General features: G+C 49.3%; 10 protein-coding genes and 2 pseudogenes. 4 read left to right on the top strand and 8 right to left on the bottom strand.

The features are described from left to right. Positions 1-307 (bottom strand): MarR family transcriptional regulator (locus tag SHEWPOL2_RS18850; RefSeq protein WP_037430665.1); only part of this gene is annotated, 307 nt, incomplete at its 3' end. 219 nt (positions 308-526) lie between these two features. Between SHEWPOL2_RS18850 and SHEWPOL2_RS18855 the strand changes: the two are divergent. Next, positions 527-2,448: pseudogene (locus tag SHEWPOL2_RS18855) on the top strand (methyl-accepting chemotaxis protein). 69 nt (positions 2,449-2,517) lie between these two features. On the opposite strand, the gene metF reads toward SHEWPOL2_RS18855, so the two are convergent. The 3 genes and pseudogenes from metF to metB all read right to left on the bottom strand — a co-directional run bounded on the left by metF (position 2,518) and on the right by metB (position 7,259). Then, complete coding sequence (metF, locus tag SHEWPOL2_RS18860; RefSeq protein ID WP_037422525.1) at positions 2,518-3,411, bottom strand: methylenetetrahydrofolate reductase; 894 nt, start codon at positions 3,409-3,411, stop codon at positions 2,518-2,520. Between the two features lie 278 nt (positions 3,412-3,689). Further along, on the bottom strand, positions 3,690-6,083 hold the full coding sequence (locus SHEWPOL2_RS18865; RefSeq protein WP_037430666.1) for a bifunctional aspartate kinase/homoserine dehydrogenase II: 2,394 nt from the start codon (positions 6,081-6,083) through the stop codon (positions 3,690-3,692). 11 nt (positions 6,084-6,094) lie between these two features. Then, a pseudogene (gene metB, locus SHEWPOL2_RS18870) lies at positions 6,095-7,259 on the bottom strand (cystathionine gamma-synthase). Positions 7,260-7,471: 212 nt separating this feature from the next. Between metB and metJ the strand changes: the two are divergent. Together metJ and SHEWPOL2_RS18880 are read left to right on the top strand one after the other, a co-directional pair. Continuing rightward, positions 7,472-7,786: a met regulon transcriptional regulator MetJ gene (gene metJ, locus SHEWPOL2_RS18875; RefSeq protein ID WP_011073770.1), complete on the top strand. Its 315-nt coding sequence runs from the start codon at positions 7,472-7,474 to the stop codon at positions 7,784-7,786. Between the two features lie 107 nt (positions 7,787-7,893). Then, on the top strand, positions 7,894-8,637 hold the full coding sequence (locus tag SHEWPOL2_RS18880; protein WP_037430669.1) for a sulfite exporter TauE/SafE family protein: 744 nt from the start codon (positions 7,894-7,896) through the stop codon (positions 8,635-8,637). Between the two features lie 132 nt (positions 8,638-8,769). Here the strand turns inward: SHEWPOL2_RS18880 and nrfD are convergent, their stop codons facing one another. The 4 genes from nrfD to SHEWPOL2_RS18900 form a co-directional block, all read right to left on the bottom strand. Further along, positions 8,770-9,714: an NrfD/PsrC family molybdoenzyme membrane anchor subunit gene (gene nrfD / locus SHEWPOL2_RS18885; RefSeq protein WP_037430671.1), complete on the bottom strand. Its 945-nt coding sequence runs from the start codon at positions 9,712-9,714 to the stop codon at positions 8,770-8,772. 2 nt (positions 9,715-9,716) lie between these two features. Continuing rightward, a complete protein-coding gene (locus SHEWPOL2_RS18890; protein ID WP_011073773.1) occupies positions 9,717-10,283 on the bottom strand; it encodes a 4Fe-4S dicluster domain-containing protein in 567 nt (188 codons plus the stop codon). 12 nt (positions 10,284-10,295) lie between these two features. Beyond that, positions 10,296-12,578, bottom strand: coding sequence for a thiosulfate reductase PhsA (gene phsA, locus SHEWPOL2_RS18895; protein WP_037430673.1), 2,283 nt, complete (start codon positions 12,576-12,578; stop codon positions 10,296-10,298). Between the two features lie 488 nt (positions 12,579-13,066). Continuing rightward, the gene (locus tag SHEWPOL2_RS18900) at positions 13,067-13,696 is read right to left on the bottom strand and encodes a pentapeptide repeat-containing protein (protein WP_037430675.1); all 630 of its coding nucleotides are present in this window, start codon (positions 13,694-13,696) and stop codon (positions 13,067-13,069) included. A 697-nt stretch (positions 13,697-14,393) separates the two neighbouring features. Between SHEWPOL2_RS18900 and SHEWPOL2_RS18910 the strand changes: the two genes are divergently transcribed. Next, complete coding sequence (locus SHEWPOL2_RS18910) at positions 14,394-15,497, top strand: phosphoribosylaminoimidazolesuccinocarboxamide synthase (protein ID WP_037430680.1); 1,104 nt, start codon at positions 14,394-14,396, stop codon at positions 15,495-15,497. The last annotated feature ends 308 nt before the right edge of the window (positions 15,498-15,805 follow it).

The following is a 15,805-nucleotide window of genomic DNA, read 5'->3' on the forward strand; positions in this document are numbered from 1 at the left end:
CGGGTGTTAGCGACACGATTCGGGCGCGCTTATCTTTAGTGCAGCAATGACGCTCGACTAAACCTTGCTCCTCAAGTTGCCCTAAGGTACGCATCAAAGAAGCCAATTCAATTTCCAGCGCATCCGCTAACACCTTTTGGCTCACGTTGTCACCTAGACGCAATAACTTCCACAACGCGGTCCAACGAGGATGGGTTAACCCAAGTGGTGCTAATTCCACATCCGCCACGGTACGCCATAAGCGGTGCAGGCGACCTAAATGTTCCGCGAGGGATAACTCCTTTAAGCGCTCGAGCTCTTTATACATGATGCTTACTCATTTACTTAGCCTGCTAAGTATTATACTTAGTTAGCAGGCTAAGTAAATATTTTCTGCTCAGAAAAGATCTGTGCACGCTGCCACGAAATCCGCAAAAAACTGAAAAACAACTGAAAAAGGTTCACCCGCTCGCAAATATAAAAAGCAGTATCTCTATAATATTCAAAAAGATATTCAGACAGACATACGGATACTGGGAGGTTTACTGTGAAGAATTTAAACATTAGCACTCGGATAGTGTTAGGCATCAGCCTACTGCTATTTGCGGTGATGAGCTTTATCATGCCGCTGGTGCTATCAGAATTCAGTCGCCAAATAAGGGAGTCTGAGCAACGGGAATTACATAAGTTATACGAAACCGCGGTGGCAAATATCGTCTCATCGGGACAAAGAGCACAGGCGATGGCAACCTTAATCTCACTCACACCTGAGATCCAAAGTAACTTTGCCGAGCGCGACCGTGAAGCACTACTTCAACGCACTCAACCGCTATTTACGCGCCTTAAACAAGATTTTGCCGTGCAGCAATTTCAGTTTCACACCCCACCCGCGACCTCGTTTTTACGCCTGCATCGCCCTGAAAAATTTGGTGATGACCTCACCGCAATCCGTAAAACCATTGTCGAAACCAACACCCAAAAGCAGCCCCTCAGCGGTTTAGAATACGGGGTTGAAGGCTTAGGTATCCGCGGCCTCGTGCCGATGAATTACCAAGGACAACATACGGGCTCGGTGGAGTTTGGTATGTCATTTGGACAGCCCTTCTTCGACAATTTTAAAAATGCCTACCAAGCAGAGATAACTCTTTTGCTGCCTAAGGATGGCAACTTTGTCCCCTTTGGTGGCACCTTTACCACCGACACCAGCGCCTCCAGCGCCTCCAGCGCCTCCAGCGAACTCAACAAGGTAATGCAAGGTACTGAAGTGATTCGTACCATCGATTTAGACGGCAAGAGCTACGCCCTGTATCGTCATGGGATGAAAGACTACTCGGGCAAAACCTTTGGTGTGCTCGATATTGCACTGGACAGAAGCCATTCTGAGCAAGCGATGTCCGATATTCGCTTTAAACTCATCCTGATAGGCTTTATCGCCTTCTTAATTGGCACCGCCATTGCCTGGTTTATCGCTAAGAGTATTACCCGCCCAATTGCCGAAACAACCAATGCGCTCAATGACATTGCAGAAGGTGAAGGCGATTTAACCCGCCGGATTGAAGTGAAGAGCAAAGATGAAATCGCCCAACTTGCACTCGCCTTTAACCGCTTTGCTGAGAAAATCCACGCGACTGTTGCTCAAGTCTCTGACTCCACCAGCTTACTGGCGACATCGGCCGAAGAAATGTCTGCTATTACAAATGAAACTCAGCAAATGGCAAAACGGCAACACCTTGAGACCGAACAAGTCGCCACCGCCATGAATGAAATGGCGGCAACAGTACAAGAAGTTGCCCACAATGCGACTGATGCCGCTGACGCTGCAACCCACGCCAGCGAGTCAACTGAACATGGTAAGTTGCTGGTTGAAAAGGTCATTTCGACTATAAGTCTGCTGGCGGATGAAATAGCCCATGCCGCCACCGCCATCAACGAACTCGAGCGTAATACCGCGCAGATTGACTCGGTATTAGTCGTTATCCGTAATATTGCCGATCAAACCAATTTGCTCGCCCTCAATGCCGCCATTGAGGCCGCCCGTGCGGGTGAACAAGGCCGCGGTTTGCGGTGGTGGCGGATGAAGTGCGTACGCTCGCCAGCCGTACCCAAGCTTCAACCAGCGAAATTCAGCAGATGATTGAAGCCTTGCAACATAGCGCCAAATCGACCGTCAGCACCATGAATACCAGTACCGCCACCACGCAAAACTGTGTTTCGTTGGTGCACGAGGCGGGGGAAGCGCTCGAAGCCATTACCCAAGCCGTATCCACCATTAGTCAAATGAACATTCAAATCGCTAGCGCTGCCAACGAGCAATGTGCTGTGTCGGCGGAAATCAATAAAAACGTCAATAATATTAATGATATTACGACCAATGCCACCGAGAGTGCCGTACAAACGGCGCGGGCGGGAGACGAGTTAGCACAGCTGTCGATGCGCTTAACCACACTTCTCGCTCAGTTTAGGATTTAGGATTTAGGATTTAGGATTCAAGCAAAACAAAACGCCGCTAAATAGCGGCGTTTTTTTATGCTGTTAACGTTATACCGCCTTTGGGCGAACCCCTAAGGTATGGCAAATCGCATAGGTCAATTCCGCACGGTTTAAGGTGTAGAAGTGGAAATCCTTCACCCCTTCGCGGGACAACACTTTCACCATATCGATCGCCACGTTTGCGCCCACCAGCTGACGGGTTCCGGCATCATTTTCAAGGCCATCGAACTGCTTATGTAACCAGCTTGGTAAGCTCACATTGGTCATACCCGCAAAACGCTTTAACTGGGTAAAATTAGTCACGGGCAGAATGCCGGGTACGATTTCGACATCAATCCCCGCCGCAACACAGCGGTCGCGAAAACGCAGGTAAGATTCCACATCGAAGAAAAACTGGGTAATAGCACGGCTCGCACCGGCATCGATTTTACGCTTAAGGTTAATCAAATCCGCCTGAGCGTTAGCCGCATCTGGGTGCACTTCTGGGTAAGCGGCGACCGAAATATCAAAGTCGGCCACTGAGCGCAGCAGGCGCACTAAATCCACCGCAAAGCGAGTCGGTTTTGGGCTACCCGCAGGCAAGTCGCCACGCAGCGCCACTATGTCGCGAATACCCGATTTCCAGTAATGCTTTGCCAGATCTAACAGCTCTTCATCACTGGCATCCACTAAGGTTAAGTGCGGCGCAGCAACTAGGTTGGTTTCTTGTTGAATACGTTCAATTACGCCGTGGGTACGGTCACGCACGCCCGAGTTTGCCCCATAGGTTACTGAGACAAACTTAGGATTCAGCGGCTCTAAACGACGAATAGAGTTCCACAGGATCTGTTCCATTTCGGGGGTTGATGGCGGAAAAAACTCAAAAGAAACATTAATATCGCCATTAAGTTCAGACAAACTTTGGTTTAGCGAATGTGAATGTTGTGCGTGATGAAAAGCCATGTGTATTTCCTCAACCGCCCGAGTGCGACACTTATCGCGACTGGTACGACTATTAATGCAGTAGTTTAATCCATATGGACGTTTGGACGTCTATATGTCCATATACTAGAGAAACTGGCTGTTAAGTCAAGCCAAAAAATCCCCCTTTTTGGCATTTTCTTATCCCTCGTTGATCACCTTGATTTTAGTCCTTATCTTCGCCAATAAAAAAGGACTCAAATGAGTCCTTTAAGTCTATGAAAATTGGCCGAATCAACTTGAAGATACGAGGTTTATTCCTATTCTTGCAGTAGATCGCGACAGATCTGCGTCAGATCCGATTGCACCGCCGCCGCTGTTACCTCACGGCCAGCACCAGGTCCACGGATAATCAGAGGATTACCTTGATAGAAAGCTGAGCGGATCACAAACACATTGTCACCGGGCGTGAGGTTGGCGTAGGGGTGGCTCGCATCAATCCACTGTAATCCCACCTCGGCTTTAAGGACTGCGCCGCTATTATCCAAGGAGGCGACATATCTCAGCACCTTGTTTTGTTCCGCCGCTGCGCCATATTGCTGCAATAATTCATCATCCAGCTCACCGATGCGGGCAAGGAATTGCTCCAGTGGAATATCCGCTAAATGGGCAGGCACTAAGGAGCGCAGCTCAATATCCTCAAGCTCGATTTCTAGGCCGATTTCACGGGCTAAAATCAGCAACTTGCGCTGCATATCGCGACCAGAAAGATCGTCCCGAGGATCGGGCTCAGTAATCCCTAAACCACGTGCTTCAATCACTAATTCCGAGAAGGGTTTACTGGTATCGTATTTTTCAAATAACCAACACAGGGTGCCAGAGAAAATCCCACCCACGGCTTCAACGCTATCGCCACTGTTACGCAGATCGTTTAAGGCGTGCTGAATAGGTAAACCCGCGCCGCAGCTGGCGTTATAGCGCCAGAATAAACGGCGATAACCGAGTTGTTCTTTAAGCTCGCGATAAAAAGGCAGTGGGCCAGAACCCGCGAGTTTGTTTGCGCTGACCATATGGATGCCGCGCTCGAAAAACTCTGGGTATTGCAGGGTTAAACTGGCGCTGGCGCTGATATCTAATGCAATCAGTTCATCGCAGTTAAGTTGTTCTAATTGTTCAAATAGATGCTCATACTGCCAAGGAGTCGCTTCAGTATCAAATTCCTGCTGCCAGTTTTGTAGATCCACCCCTGTGGACTTAATCAAAGCTTTACTGGAAGTGACCAGACCGACTAACTCGACTTGCGCTTCAAGCTCTTGATTTAACGAGGGAGAAACTGACTTAAACAGCTTCACCCACGCCTCGCCAATATTGCCCACGCCCAGCAGCAATACGCCAATGCGTTTGCGCGGGCCAGCACAGCGGCGATGCACTTTTTGGGTCAGCAGATTAACCTGCGACTGTGGCACTAAGGTCACCAAACTTAAGTCACCACTGAACAAGGGCTTAGCATCGCGGCTCAGTAAACGGGCAAAGCTGCGGCGATAATGCTCGGCATCGGCACTCACCAACGCCACTAAACCGAGTTCGGTATTAATTTGCAGATCTTTAATGCCGAGGGCTTCGGCCTGCGCATCCAATAATTTTTGTACTTGTTTTTGGTTTTCAGCGGTATAGGCAAGCTCAAGCCGTTGATGCGCCGATACCCAATGTGCCAGTGGCGTTAATCCCGCTTCGACTAATTGCTCGAGCAAACTGACCACATCACCCGCGATCTTAAAGCCAAATAACACCACGGCATTTAGGTTGGTCACCACGGGCGCACTCGCTGAGGAACTGTGCGGCGCAATCAGGGTAAAGTCGGTATGGGAGGCATAGCTTGAACGCACAGCCAAGCTCACCTCAGTGTTAAACAGCGGCTGTAAAGTGCGTGAATGCAACACAGGTGAGCCTAAACGTGCCAAGCGGTCGGCTTCGGCAAGTGACATGCTTTTCAGTAACTTGGCATCGTTGATCTTATTGGGATCGGCGTTGAACACCCCTTCCACATCGGTCCAAATGGTCACGCGCTCAATGTCGGCAAGGCTAGCAATTAGGCTGGCGCTAAAGTCAGAGCCATTGCGACCCAATAGCAAGGTATCGCCACGCTCGTTGGCGCAGATAAAACCGGTGATCACTAGGCGCTCGTTAGGGTGTGCGGCCAGTAAGGCTTGCACTTTGGCGCGGGATTCTTGCACACGAATTTGCGGCACGGCGGCCTCATCGGCTACGAGAATCGAGCAGGCATCCACATGGCTTGCGGCCACGCCAGATTCACGCAGCAGCGCTGCCATCAGGCGCGCCGACCAACGCTCACCAAAACTCACCACATGGTTAATTTGGTAATCATTGCGTACATCTAAAGATAATAGACTGATTAACTGAGCTTTATCTGTGGTTAAACGCTCGCGTAAATCCCGCGCTTGCTCGTTGGATAACAGCTGTTCAATCAAGCCTTGCTGATAGCTGATAAGAACTTGTAATTCTTCTTGCCATAATTGGTTGCTATCGCGCAGGGACAATAATTTATATAAAAAGTTAGTGGTTTTACCCGCGGCAGACACCACCACCAGATCATCACTATGGCCATGGGTTAACAGAATATGGGCGACTCGGCGATAACAATCGGCATCGGCTAAGCTGGAACCACCAAATTTATGTAAGTGACAACGTGCCATCTATTATTCCTCTACTGACAAGCCGCTACGGCGGCCAATCCTGCTTGAATATCTGCAACTAAGTCGTCGGCATCTTCAATACCAACCGACAAACGTAATAGGGTGTCTTTAATGCCAGCTTCAAAACGCGCCTGCGGCTCCATCGCCCTGTGGGTCATGGTCGCGGGCACGGCTACGAGACTCTCGACGCCGCCTAAACTCTCAGCCACGCTGAATAAACTTAAGGCATCTAAAAAGGCGACCACTTCGGCCTCGCCGCCCTTAAGCTCAAAACTCAGCATAGCGCCAAAGCCTTTTTGTTGCTTGGCGGCAATGGCATGGCCGGGATGATCCACAAGGCCTGGGTAATACACTTTGCTCACCACTGGGCTGCTAGTCAGTAACTCCACAATACGCTGGGCATTGTTTTGGTGCTCGCGAATGCGCACGGCTAAAGTACGCAGGCCGCGCAGGGTTTGATAACTATCAAACGCGCTACCGGTTAAGCCTAAGGTGTTCGACCACCAATGTAAGGTCTCACCAATTTGGGGATCTTTGGCGATCACCGCGCCGCCCACCACATCGCTATGGCCATTAATGTATTTAGTGGTGGAGTGGATAACGATATCGGCGCCGAGTAATAGCGGTTGCTGCAAAAATCGGTGACAGGAAAGTGTTGTCCACTACCACTAACGCGCCCACACCGTGGCTCGCCTTGTCGATAGCCTCAATATCAACCACCCGCAGCAAAGGGTTGGATGGGGTTTCAATCCACACCATTTTAGGTTGCTGAGCGATGGCCTGCGCAAGTGCTTGGCTGTCGGTTTGATCGACCACCAGCAATTTAAATTGGCCTTTTTTCGCTAGGTTGGTGAATAAGCGGTAAGAACCGCCATAACAGTCGTGGGGCACCACCAGTAAATCATCTGGACCAAGCAACGTGGTGACTAAGGTAATGGCGGCCATGCCAGTGCAGGTCACCACACCGGTTGCGCCTTTTTCCAGCTTAGCTAAGGCATCGCCTAAGATGCTGCGGGTAGGATTGCCGGAACGGCTGTAATCAAATTCGCGCGGATTTTTATGACCATCGAAGGCGTAATTCGTCGACAGGTAAATTGGCGGCACCACGGCGCCATATTGAGTATCGCTTTCGATACCCTGACGCACTGCCAATGTGGCTAATTGACGCTCTGCCATGGGTGGACTCCTAAATTCGGTAGACTGATAGAGATGTCTGGACGTCTAAATGTACCTAAGCCCAGTGGTATCGTCAATAGGCGTTAAGACGTTTAGACGTCTAAACATAAAGAAATCTGTTTGCAATCGCTAAGAAATAGTAGCAATAATTTGACTGTAATCTGTAAGGGTTTAAAATCTGCCCCGAATTTAGCGTTATAACAGGTGAGTCAATGACTGAATGGAATGGGGAATACATCAGCCCCTATGCTGAACATGGCAAGAAGAATGAACAAGTAAAGAAAATTACTGTGTCTATTCCGCTCAAAGTGCTAAAAGTCCTCACGGATGAACGTACGCGTCGTCAGGTCAACAACCTGCGCCACGCAACGAATAGCGAACTGTTGTGCGAAGCATTTTTGCATGCCTACACCGGCCAGCCTCTGCCTGATGATGCCGATCTGTCGAAAGAGTGCCCAGACAGCATCCCCGCTGAAGCGAAGCGGTTGATGGACGAAATGGGGATCGAGTGGGAAGACATGGAATAACGCTTAAGCGTCCATAATCCTGCCGTAACTAATTATTAGGGATCGTTAATGCTCATCCGGCGTGGTGGGTTAAAGTAACGATCCCTATTTTGTTTTGATGGAATCCTATGTTCTCCTTGATCGATCCACAAACGCTTGCCATCGCGTCTGTGATTGTGTTTTTAGGTGCCCTCACCCAGAGTCTGATTGGGTTTGGCTTAGCCGTGGTCGCCAGTCCGTTGCTGTATATCGTCGATCCCCAATTAGTGCCTGCCCCCGTGATTGTGATGGGATTTTCCATCGCGCTACTCACCCTATTGCGTGAACGCGGCCATTTAGAATTCAATGGCTTGCAATACGCGCTCATCGGTCGAGTGCCCGGTGGCTTTATCGGTGCTAGCCTATTACTGTTTGCGCCGCAGCCGATTCTTGGTCTGGCGATTGCAGCCATTGTGGCAGTCGCCGTGGTGCTCAGTTTGTATAAATTCAGTCTGCCGGTGAACAAAGCGACTCTGTTTGGCGCGGGAGTCGTCTCGGGGATCTTTGGCAATATCGCCGCCATTGGTGGCCCTCCGATGGCGATTTTATTGGCGGGTAAGGATGCTTCGCAGTTTCGCGCGGCGTTATCGGCCTTCTTTATCTTTAGTTCGACCATTGCCTTGGCGATTCTTGGGGTGACGGGCCTACTCGAAATCAAGCACTTTTGGCTGTCGCTAATGCTATTGCCCTCGGTCTTTTTAGGCTATCTCGTGGCGGGCAAACTGGTGGGAAATGTGGATAAACATAAGACCAAGATGGCGACCTTAGCCCTCTGCGCTATCAGCGCCTTAGTGCTCACGGTCAAATCAGTGATTGAGTTATTACCGCAATAACCTCATGCCAATCGCAGCCATAAAAAAAGCACCGTTTAACGGTGCTTTTTGTTGCTGTGGATACGAGTTGTCATCCATTCGAGCATCACTTAATCGCATTTAAGTGATGCTTAGTGCGCTAGCATCAATACGTTAGCTTAAGTAACTTTGGCCTGCATACACAATAAAGTGTCTCAGGGCGAGCACGCCAGTTAAGCTGGCACAGGCCACCATAATCATTGCGCCCTTAGTGTGGCGAGTCGCTGCGGGAAGCAGCATAAACAGCAATGGCACACCAAAGCCAATCCCCACGACACCAATCCAGAATACGCTTGCCCACACGCCAGAGGTGAGTGATGCCAGTGCCGCAGCCGCCGCACCGCCCTTAAAGTACAAGGCGCAGAACAACATAAACAGGAACATGATTTCGATTGCCATCACTGGCAGCTCTAAGCCATGCATTTTAGCTAAGGTCTTGTCGTGGCTATCGGTTTTGAACATTACCAGCGCCAGCACCGCATTGGCCGCCGCACCCGCTGATAAACCCGATACCAAGAACAGTGCAGGCAATACCGCAGTGTTTAGCATCGGATAGGCATTCATCGCCGAGATTAAGAAGCCTGTGTAAGCGCCCACACCAATGGCGAGGACAAACAACAGCACTTCAATCAGCTTTCTAAAGGGCATCAGCAGCTTAGCGATAGGCGCGAGGAAACCTAAGCCCCACTTTGGCAAATCGTCACGCAATACTAAAATCGCGTAGGCAAATGCCAAGGGTGAGTAAGCCAGCAGCGCTAATACCCCAATCGCCATAACGGACTGGAAGTTGTAGTTAATTAAGATCAACCAGAAGTGGAAAGGCTTAGTTAAATCAAACACTAAACAAGCCAAGCCTAAGCTGATTGCCACAGGGCCAATAATTGCTGCGGCCTTGAGGATATTGCTCTCAACTTGTGTTTGTTCTTGATTGAACCAACGCAAACCAATGCCAATCAGCAAACTTCCGGCGGATAAACCCGCCATAAACAAATACACGGCGATGACCCAGTGCCAAGTGACGGGATCATATTGCGCCATATCGCCCCAAGTATTGTTCATAATCAAATCCCCCCTCTTTTGGTAGGAACGCGATATACCCTAGGTTTAGTGCCTAAATGGGTCTTATCTTGGTAAGTGATCTTAGTGTTGAGCAGTGTGGCCACTTCACTTTGTGGATCGTTAGCATCGCCAAACACCAAGGCATCGGTCGGGCACACAGTCACACAGGCAGGCTCTTCACCCCGGGCCAAACGCGTGTCCTTACAGAAATTACACTTGTCAGCCACTTTGGTTTCGGGATTCATAAAACGCACTTTGTAGGGACACGCCGCCACGCAGTACATACAACCCACACACTTGTCGCCGTGGATGGAGACAATGCCATCTTCGCCCACATAGGCCGCACCCGTTGGACACACCTTCACACAAGGCGCATCTTCACACTGCTGGCAAGACACCCTGTGGTACTTAAAGTGCAGATTGGGCATTTCGCCATACGGCCCTTCGACTCTCACCTGCAAACGGGTCACCCCTTCTGGTACGCCGTTTTCACTGCGGCAAGCCACGTTACAGGCTTGGCAGCCGATGCACTTGTTCTCATCGTGCACCATCACATATCTTTTCGTCATTTGAGCCTCCAATTAGCGTTTTGCCAGCGTGACGCCAGTGGTGTGTACCGTCATGCCACACACAGGCGCGGTAACGTGGGGCAATAAGTTTCCGCAGTGGATACCTTTGCCTGTCGCTCTAACCAACTCTTTGTTTTTAGAACCAAAGCCCATATAAGCAAACACGGTATCGGGGCGAATGCCCGGGGTGACTAACGCATGACCTTCCTCTGTACCTACACTGCTGGTTAAGCGAATAGGGTCGCCATTGCTGATACCTAATTTGCTCGCGGTATCTGGGTGAACCCATACAGCGTTATCCGACATCAAATTTGCCAGCATGGGCACATTGTGGGTCGCGCCATTGGTATGCACCGCCACCTTACCTTGGATAAAGTAGAGTTCATTTGGCTTTTTAAGCTGCACTTCGCGGAATTTAATGACGCCGCGTCCTGGCGCCATGGCTTCAACCTTGGCGGAGGTCAATTCAATCTTGCCGCTTGGGGTTTTAAAGCTGAGTAAACTGCCGTAGGTGCCGTCTTCATCCGCAGGTTTGGCATTGGCATAGGCCTTGGTAAATTCGGCGACCATTTTAGGTTCACGCAACATAATCGGCTTACCGAAGCTGACAAAACCTTCGTCTTTGATCCGGCGCAGCAGCTCTGTGTCGCGGTTTACCTGCAATAGTTGCAGGGTCTCCATGTTTTCCCATGGATAGAATTCACTCAACCCTAGCTTATGGCCGATATCTTTAAAGATTTGCCATGAAGGACGAGTATCACCTAAGGTTTCGACTACCCGTTGGCGCACATAGTAGGCAGGGTTTTTACCGGACTTGTCAGCGATTTCCTCATCGCGCTCAAGGTAGGTAGACTCAGGTAGAATCACGTCGGCATAGGCCGCGGTTTCACTGATATACACATCGCACACTGCAACAAAGTCGAGCTTTTTCAAGGCTTCGACCACACGCGCTCTGTCGGTCATGGTTTGCATTGGGTTAGTACGGGACATCACCCAGCCATGTAACTGATAAGGCACCGCGCTTAAGGTCGCATCGAGGACGGTTTGATAAACCCCGCCCGCTGACCACATCATGGCGTACTGTTCTTCCACTTGGTCGATACGTTTTGCCTCAGGCTTTGGCATATCTTTTACGCCGGGCTTACCCAGCACGGGGGCCACATTTTCACCGGCGAGCTTGTTATAATCGCCAGGCTTTTGACCCAGGTAGATCCCGCCCTTACGCTCGATGTTACCAATCAAGATGTTGGCAGCGTAAAGCGCGCGGCGCATTTCAAACTCTTCGGTGGTAAAGGTGGCTCTGTGACCAAAATCCACCACCGCATGGGGCGCTTTAGCCGCATATTCACGGGCAATACGGCGAATATCTTTGGCGGGCACATCGGAGATCGTTTCGGCCCACTCAGGGGTATAGGCTTTTACTTCGGCGGCAAAGGTGTCAAAGCCTTCGACATAACGCTCAACAAAGGCCTTGTCGTAAAGATTTTCTTCAATCAAGACATGACATAACGCTAAAGCGACCGCTACGTCGGTGCCGGGACGGATTGCATACCACTCATCGGCTTTGTCGGCGACGATAGAGAATCTTGGCTCAAACACCACCAACTTAGCGCCTTTATCCATTTGCGCTGCCATCATGCCACGGGTTTCGGACATGTTGATGCCTTCGTACAGGTTATGGCCGAAGTTAATGATGTATTTTGAGTTACTTAAATCGCGTTTCACCTTAGTGCCAAACATGGCCTTGGCGGCAATTTCATAACCACCTGGGCAAGTAGATGCATGGGTAAAGGTATTTGGGCTGCCAAACGCTGTGGCGAGATGGAATAAGTGTTTTTCTTGCGAACCGGATTTAGAGGAAAACGCCACCGCCTCAGGGCCGTGAGCTTGCTTGATTTTAGTAAGATTATCGGCAATCAGTTGATAGGCTTCATCCCAACTGATTTCCGCCCATTTACCCTCGCCACGCTCGCCAACCCGTTTTAGCGGTTTAACAATCCGCTGTGGATCGTACAGCAAACTATGGCCAGCACCACCACGGGCACAGACTTTACCGCCAAAAGCTTTAGCTGCCTTGTTACCGCTAATGAAGACGTTTTTACCTTCAATCACCCGCGCTGAAATCGGGCAGCGGGTTGAACACATCTCACAGATACTGGCAATTTCTTTGCCCATGCCCTTTAGCTGCTTACTCTCTAATGCCGCTAAGCTGCCCGGCAATAAGCTAGCTAATGCACATGTTGCACCGCTGGCCCCTGCGCCCTTTAAAAAGGTTCGCCTATTAAGCTCAATCATGGTTACCTCCATCACACTCATCCACCCTTATGCACCAATTGGCACACGCAAACTTAGGCTTTGGGTCACCACTGCGGTGAAACACTAAATTTGCTCACAGGTTTTTAGTTATTAATGCCAATGCCCTAAGACGCGCTGGCATTTTGCTGTTCCAGAGTGATTGTTATCCCGAAAGAGGTAGGCGGCTATTGTGGTAAACCACATAGGCAAGTTTGGTGTGATCTATGGCAACTAAAAGTTAAAATTGTTCTAAAAATTCGTGAATAAGATCAATAGTGTTGATTGGCCATATCGATGCGTACGCTTGAGGTGTTTTTACAATACGCACCACAATAAAAAGTTATCAAAAAACCTAAAAGCAATTTTAAAAACAATAAGTTAAAAAGTGATACCGCGATATCGCTGTCACAATAAACCCGTTCATTTAAAAGGATAAAATGCCAGCACCTATTAGCGCGAACAGGTGCTGATATGAGGTTGGTATAAGGTCAATCCACCAAGGTAATATCTAAGCCATTTAACAGCCGAATCGCTTCATCGCGGCTAAACTTAGCGCCTTTAATTTTGTTGTTAAAAATATCAATGTCGTAATCGGTTGCCTCGGAGAAATCCGCCTCCATTAACTCGGTGCGGCCAAATAAGCTGTGGCGAAAATCGCTGTAACTAAAGTTGGCGCGATTAAACTTGCCCTCACGAAAATCCACATCCTGCGCCTTACAGCCCTCAAGTACCATTTCATCGAGCTTAAGGCCCATAAAAGAGCAGTCGTTTAAGATGCAGGTTCTAAAGCTAAAAGGTGCCGCAAAGGATAATCTCGGCCAAGCAGCACGGGTCCAATCTATGCCCACCAGCTTACATTCTTCAAATCTCACACCGTTAAATTGGCTTAAGGGCACCTTGAGCAGGCTTAAATTACAACCCACAAAACGGCAATCGATAAACTTGCAGTTACGGAATGTGCTGTCGCTAAATTGGCAATCGTAGAACTCGCATTCTTCAAACTCAAGGTCTTGCCACTGGCTTTGGCTCTCGGCTAAGGCGATAAATTGCTGCGAGAAAAAATACCGCCCCTGTGAGGCTGCGCGCGCCATCATTGGCGTTTTTGCATCTGTCGTCATACTCGCTCCATATTCTCCATCACGGCTTAGGCACGTCCTGATGGGCAAATTGTCTTTTTGAATCTACAACAAATAGCTGTTAAAGCGAGAAGCGGCGCCTCAAGCTGATGCACTATAGCCGCAGATAATAACCCGATTAACGCCACTCACTACATGGCTAAATTGGCATAAACCGAATATAGGCTTAGCACTTATGCTCAACAACCTAGCCCCACAATCTAGCTTCAAACGCTTGCGAGCGACGCTCCCGCTTTAGGCATTTTCAGCTTTTACCTTTACCAGCCTTCACTTTGTGCCGACACGCCGCACAGATGCGCATAAATAGCCGTGGAAAATTTTGCGAATAAAGGTAAAATGGCGCCACTTTTCGCGGCTGTCTAACAAGGTTCTCTGGGATTAATGGTTAGCCTTTTCGAGCAAAATGGCACGGGGGTTCCCCGCTTGAGCAGACCAGTATTACTCTGGCGCCAACCTTGCTCTGCGTTTCATTTTCACCCCATATCTAGACAAACGTTATTCTCCCCATCGCCCGAAAATCCACTATTCGCTTTACGCTTAACCTTCACCAAGGCTTTACGCAAACTGAGCAATAAGCTATTGGTCAATAATAAAAAGGTGGCTAAGCATCTTATGCTTAAGCACACCGCAACGAATAAAAAACTCGTCCCTACACTCTCTATCCAAAGGAATACTCGTCATGAGTCTTGCTGATTCCGTATTAGCCGTAAACAACGATTTGCCCATCCGCACCGATAGCCCAGTTCATAGCGGCAAGGTACGTAGCGTTTACTGGCTAACCGACGCCGACAGCCGCCGTTTAATCAAAACCAAGGGCTACAATGTGCCCGAAGATACGCCGCTTGCCATTATGGTAATTAGCGATCGCATCTCCGCCTTCGACTGCATCTTCCACGGTGAAGGCGGATTAAAAGGCATCCCAGGTAAAGGCGCGGCATTAAATGCCATTTCTAATCATTGGTTTAAGCTATTTGCCGAAAATGGTTTAGCCGACAGCCATATTTTAGATATTCCGCATCCCTTCGTTTGGATAGTCCAAAAAGCCCGCCCAATTAAAGTTGAAGCCATTTGCCGCCAATACATTACCGGCTCCATGTGGCGCGCCTACTCCAAGGGCGAGCGCGTATTCTGCGGTATCACCCTGCCAGAAGGCTTAGAGAAAGATCAAAAACTGCCAGATTTGCTGATCACCCCTTCGACCAAAGGCATTTTAACTGGGATCCCCGGTGTACCCGCGCAGGATGATGTGAACATCAGCCGCAGCGATATCGAAGCCAACTACCAAGCCTTTGGTTTTGAAAAGGTAGAAGATATCGACCTGTACGAGAAGCTGTTAAAAGATGGCTTTAAGGTGATCTCAAAGGCACTGGCCGACCTTGACCAAGTATTTGTGGATACCAAGTTCGAGTTTGGTTATGTGACCGATAAAAACGGCAACTCAAAACTGATCTATATGGATGAAGTGGGCACCCCCGATTCATCTCGCATTTGGGACGGCGCCGCCTACCGCGATGGTAAAATCCTTGAAAACTCTAAGGAAGGTTTCCGTCAGTTCCTGTTAAATCATTTCCCAGATCCGGATATTCTGCTCAACAAGGACAGAATGCCAGAGCGCGAAGCCCTCGCCCGCGATAATGCCCTGCCATTAGAGGCGATGATGCAAGTGTCACGCACTTACACCGGCATCGCCGAGAAGGTGACCGGCGCAGCAATTCCGCTGCCAGCGAATCCTAAGGCAGATATTATTAAGATCCTACGGGAAGAGTATGATCTGATTGTTTAATCAGATTTGCTGTGGTTAGGGTGTTACCCTCAACCTAAATTGAAAAAGGCGCTTAGGCGCCTTTTTTGTTTATCAAACTTGGGTTTGAATTTATTTGTATGAATCAATTCAGAGAAAATCTAAGACAAGATCAAAGTCGTGGGTCTTCAACCCACACCCGACCAAGAGGGGATCAACAGCAATTCCCTCTTGGATCTCCCTTGCCGCCCCTAGCGAAGTTACATTCATTGGTTACTAGCCTTGGTCTTATGGATAAATTGCTATCGCTTCCGAAGGATGCGTCCCTGCACCTGCGAAAGCTAGCCGGT

This window comes from Shewanella sp. POL2 (assembly GCF_000282755.1).
Taxonomy (GTDB): domain Bacteria; phylum Pseudomonadota; class Gammaproteobacteria; order Enterobacterales; family Shewanellaceae; genus Shewanella; species Shewanella xiamenensis.

Bases quoted from the DNA above. Each gene is read 5' to 3' on its own strand.
- SHEWPOL2_RS18865 (WP_037430666.1), bottom strand. From the start codon at position 6,083: ATGGCACGTTGTCACTTACATAAATTTGGTGGTTCCAGCTTAGCCGAT.
- SHEWPOL2_RS18890 (WP_011073773.1), bottom strand. From the start codon at position 10,283: ATGACGAAAAGATATGTGATGGTGCACGATGAGAACAAGTGCATCGGC.
- metF (WP_037422525.1), bottom strand. From the start codon at position 3,411: ATGGCTTTTCATCACGCACAACATTCACATTCGCTAAACCAAAGTTTG.
- SHEWPOL2_RS18880 (WP_037430669.1), top strand. From the start codon at position 7,894: ATGTTCTCCTTGATCGATCCACAAACGCTTGCCATCGCGTCTGTGATT.
- phsA (WP_037430673.1), bottom strand. From the start codon at position 12,578: ATGATTGAGCTTAATAGGCGAACCTTTTTAAAGGGCGCAGGGGCCAGC.
- nrfD (WP_037430671.1), bottom strand. From the start codon at position 9,714: ATGAACAATACTTGGGGCGATATGGCGCAATATGATCCCGTCACTTGG.
- SHEWPOL2_RS18910 (WP_037430680.1), top strand. From the start codon at position 14,394: ATGAGTCTTGCTGATTCCGTATTAGCCGTAAACAACGATTTGCCCATC.
- metJ (WP_011073770.1), top strand. From the start codon at position 7,472: ATGACTGAATGGAATGGGGAATACATCAGCCCCTATGCTGAACATGGC.
- SHEWPOL2_RS18900 (WP_037430675.1), bottom strand. From the start codon at position 13,696: ATGACGACAGATGCAAAAACGCCAATGATGGCGCGCGCAGCCTCACAG.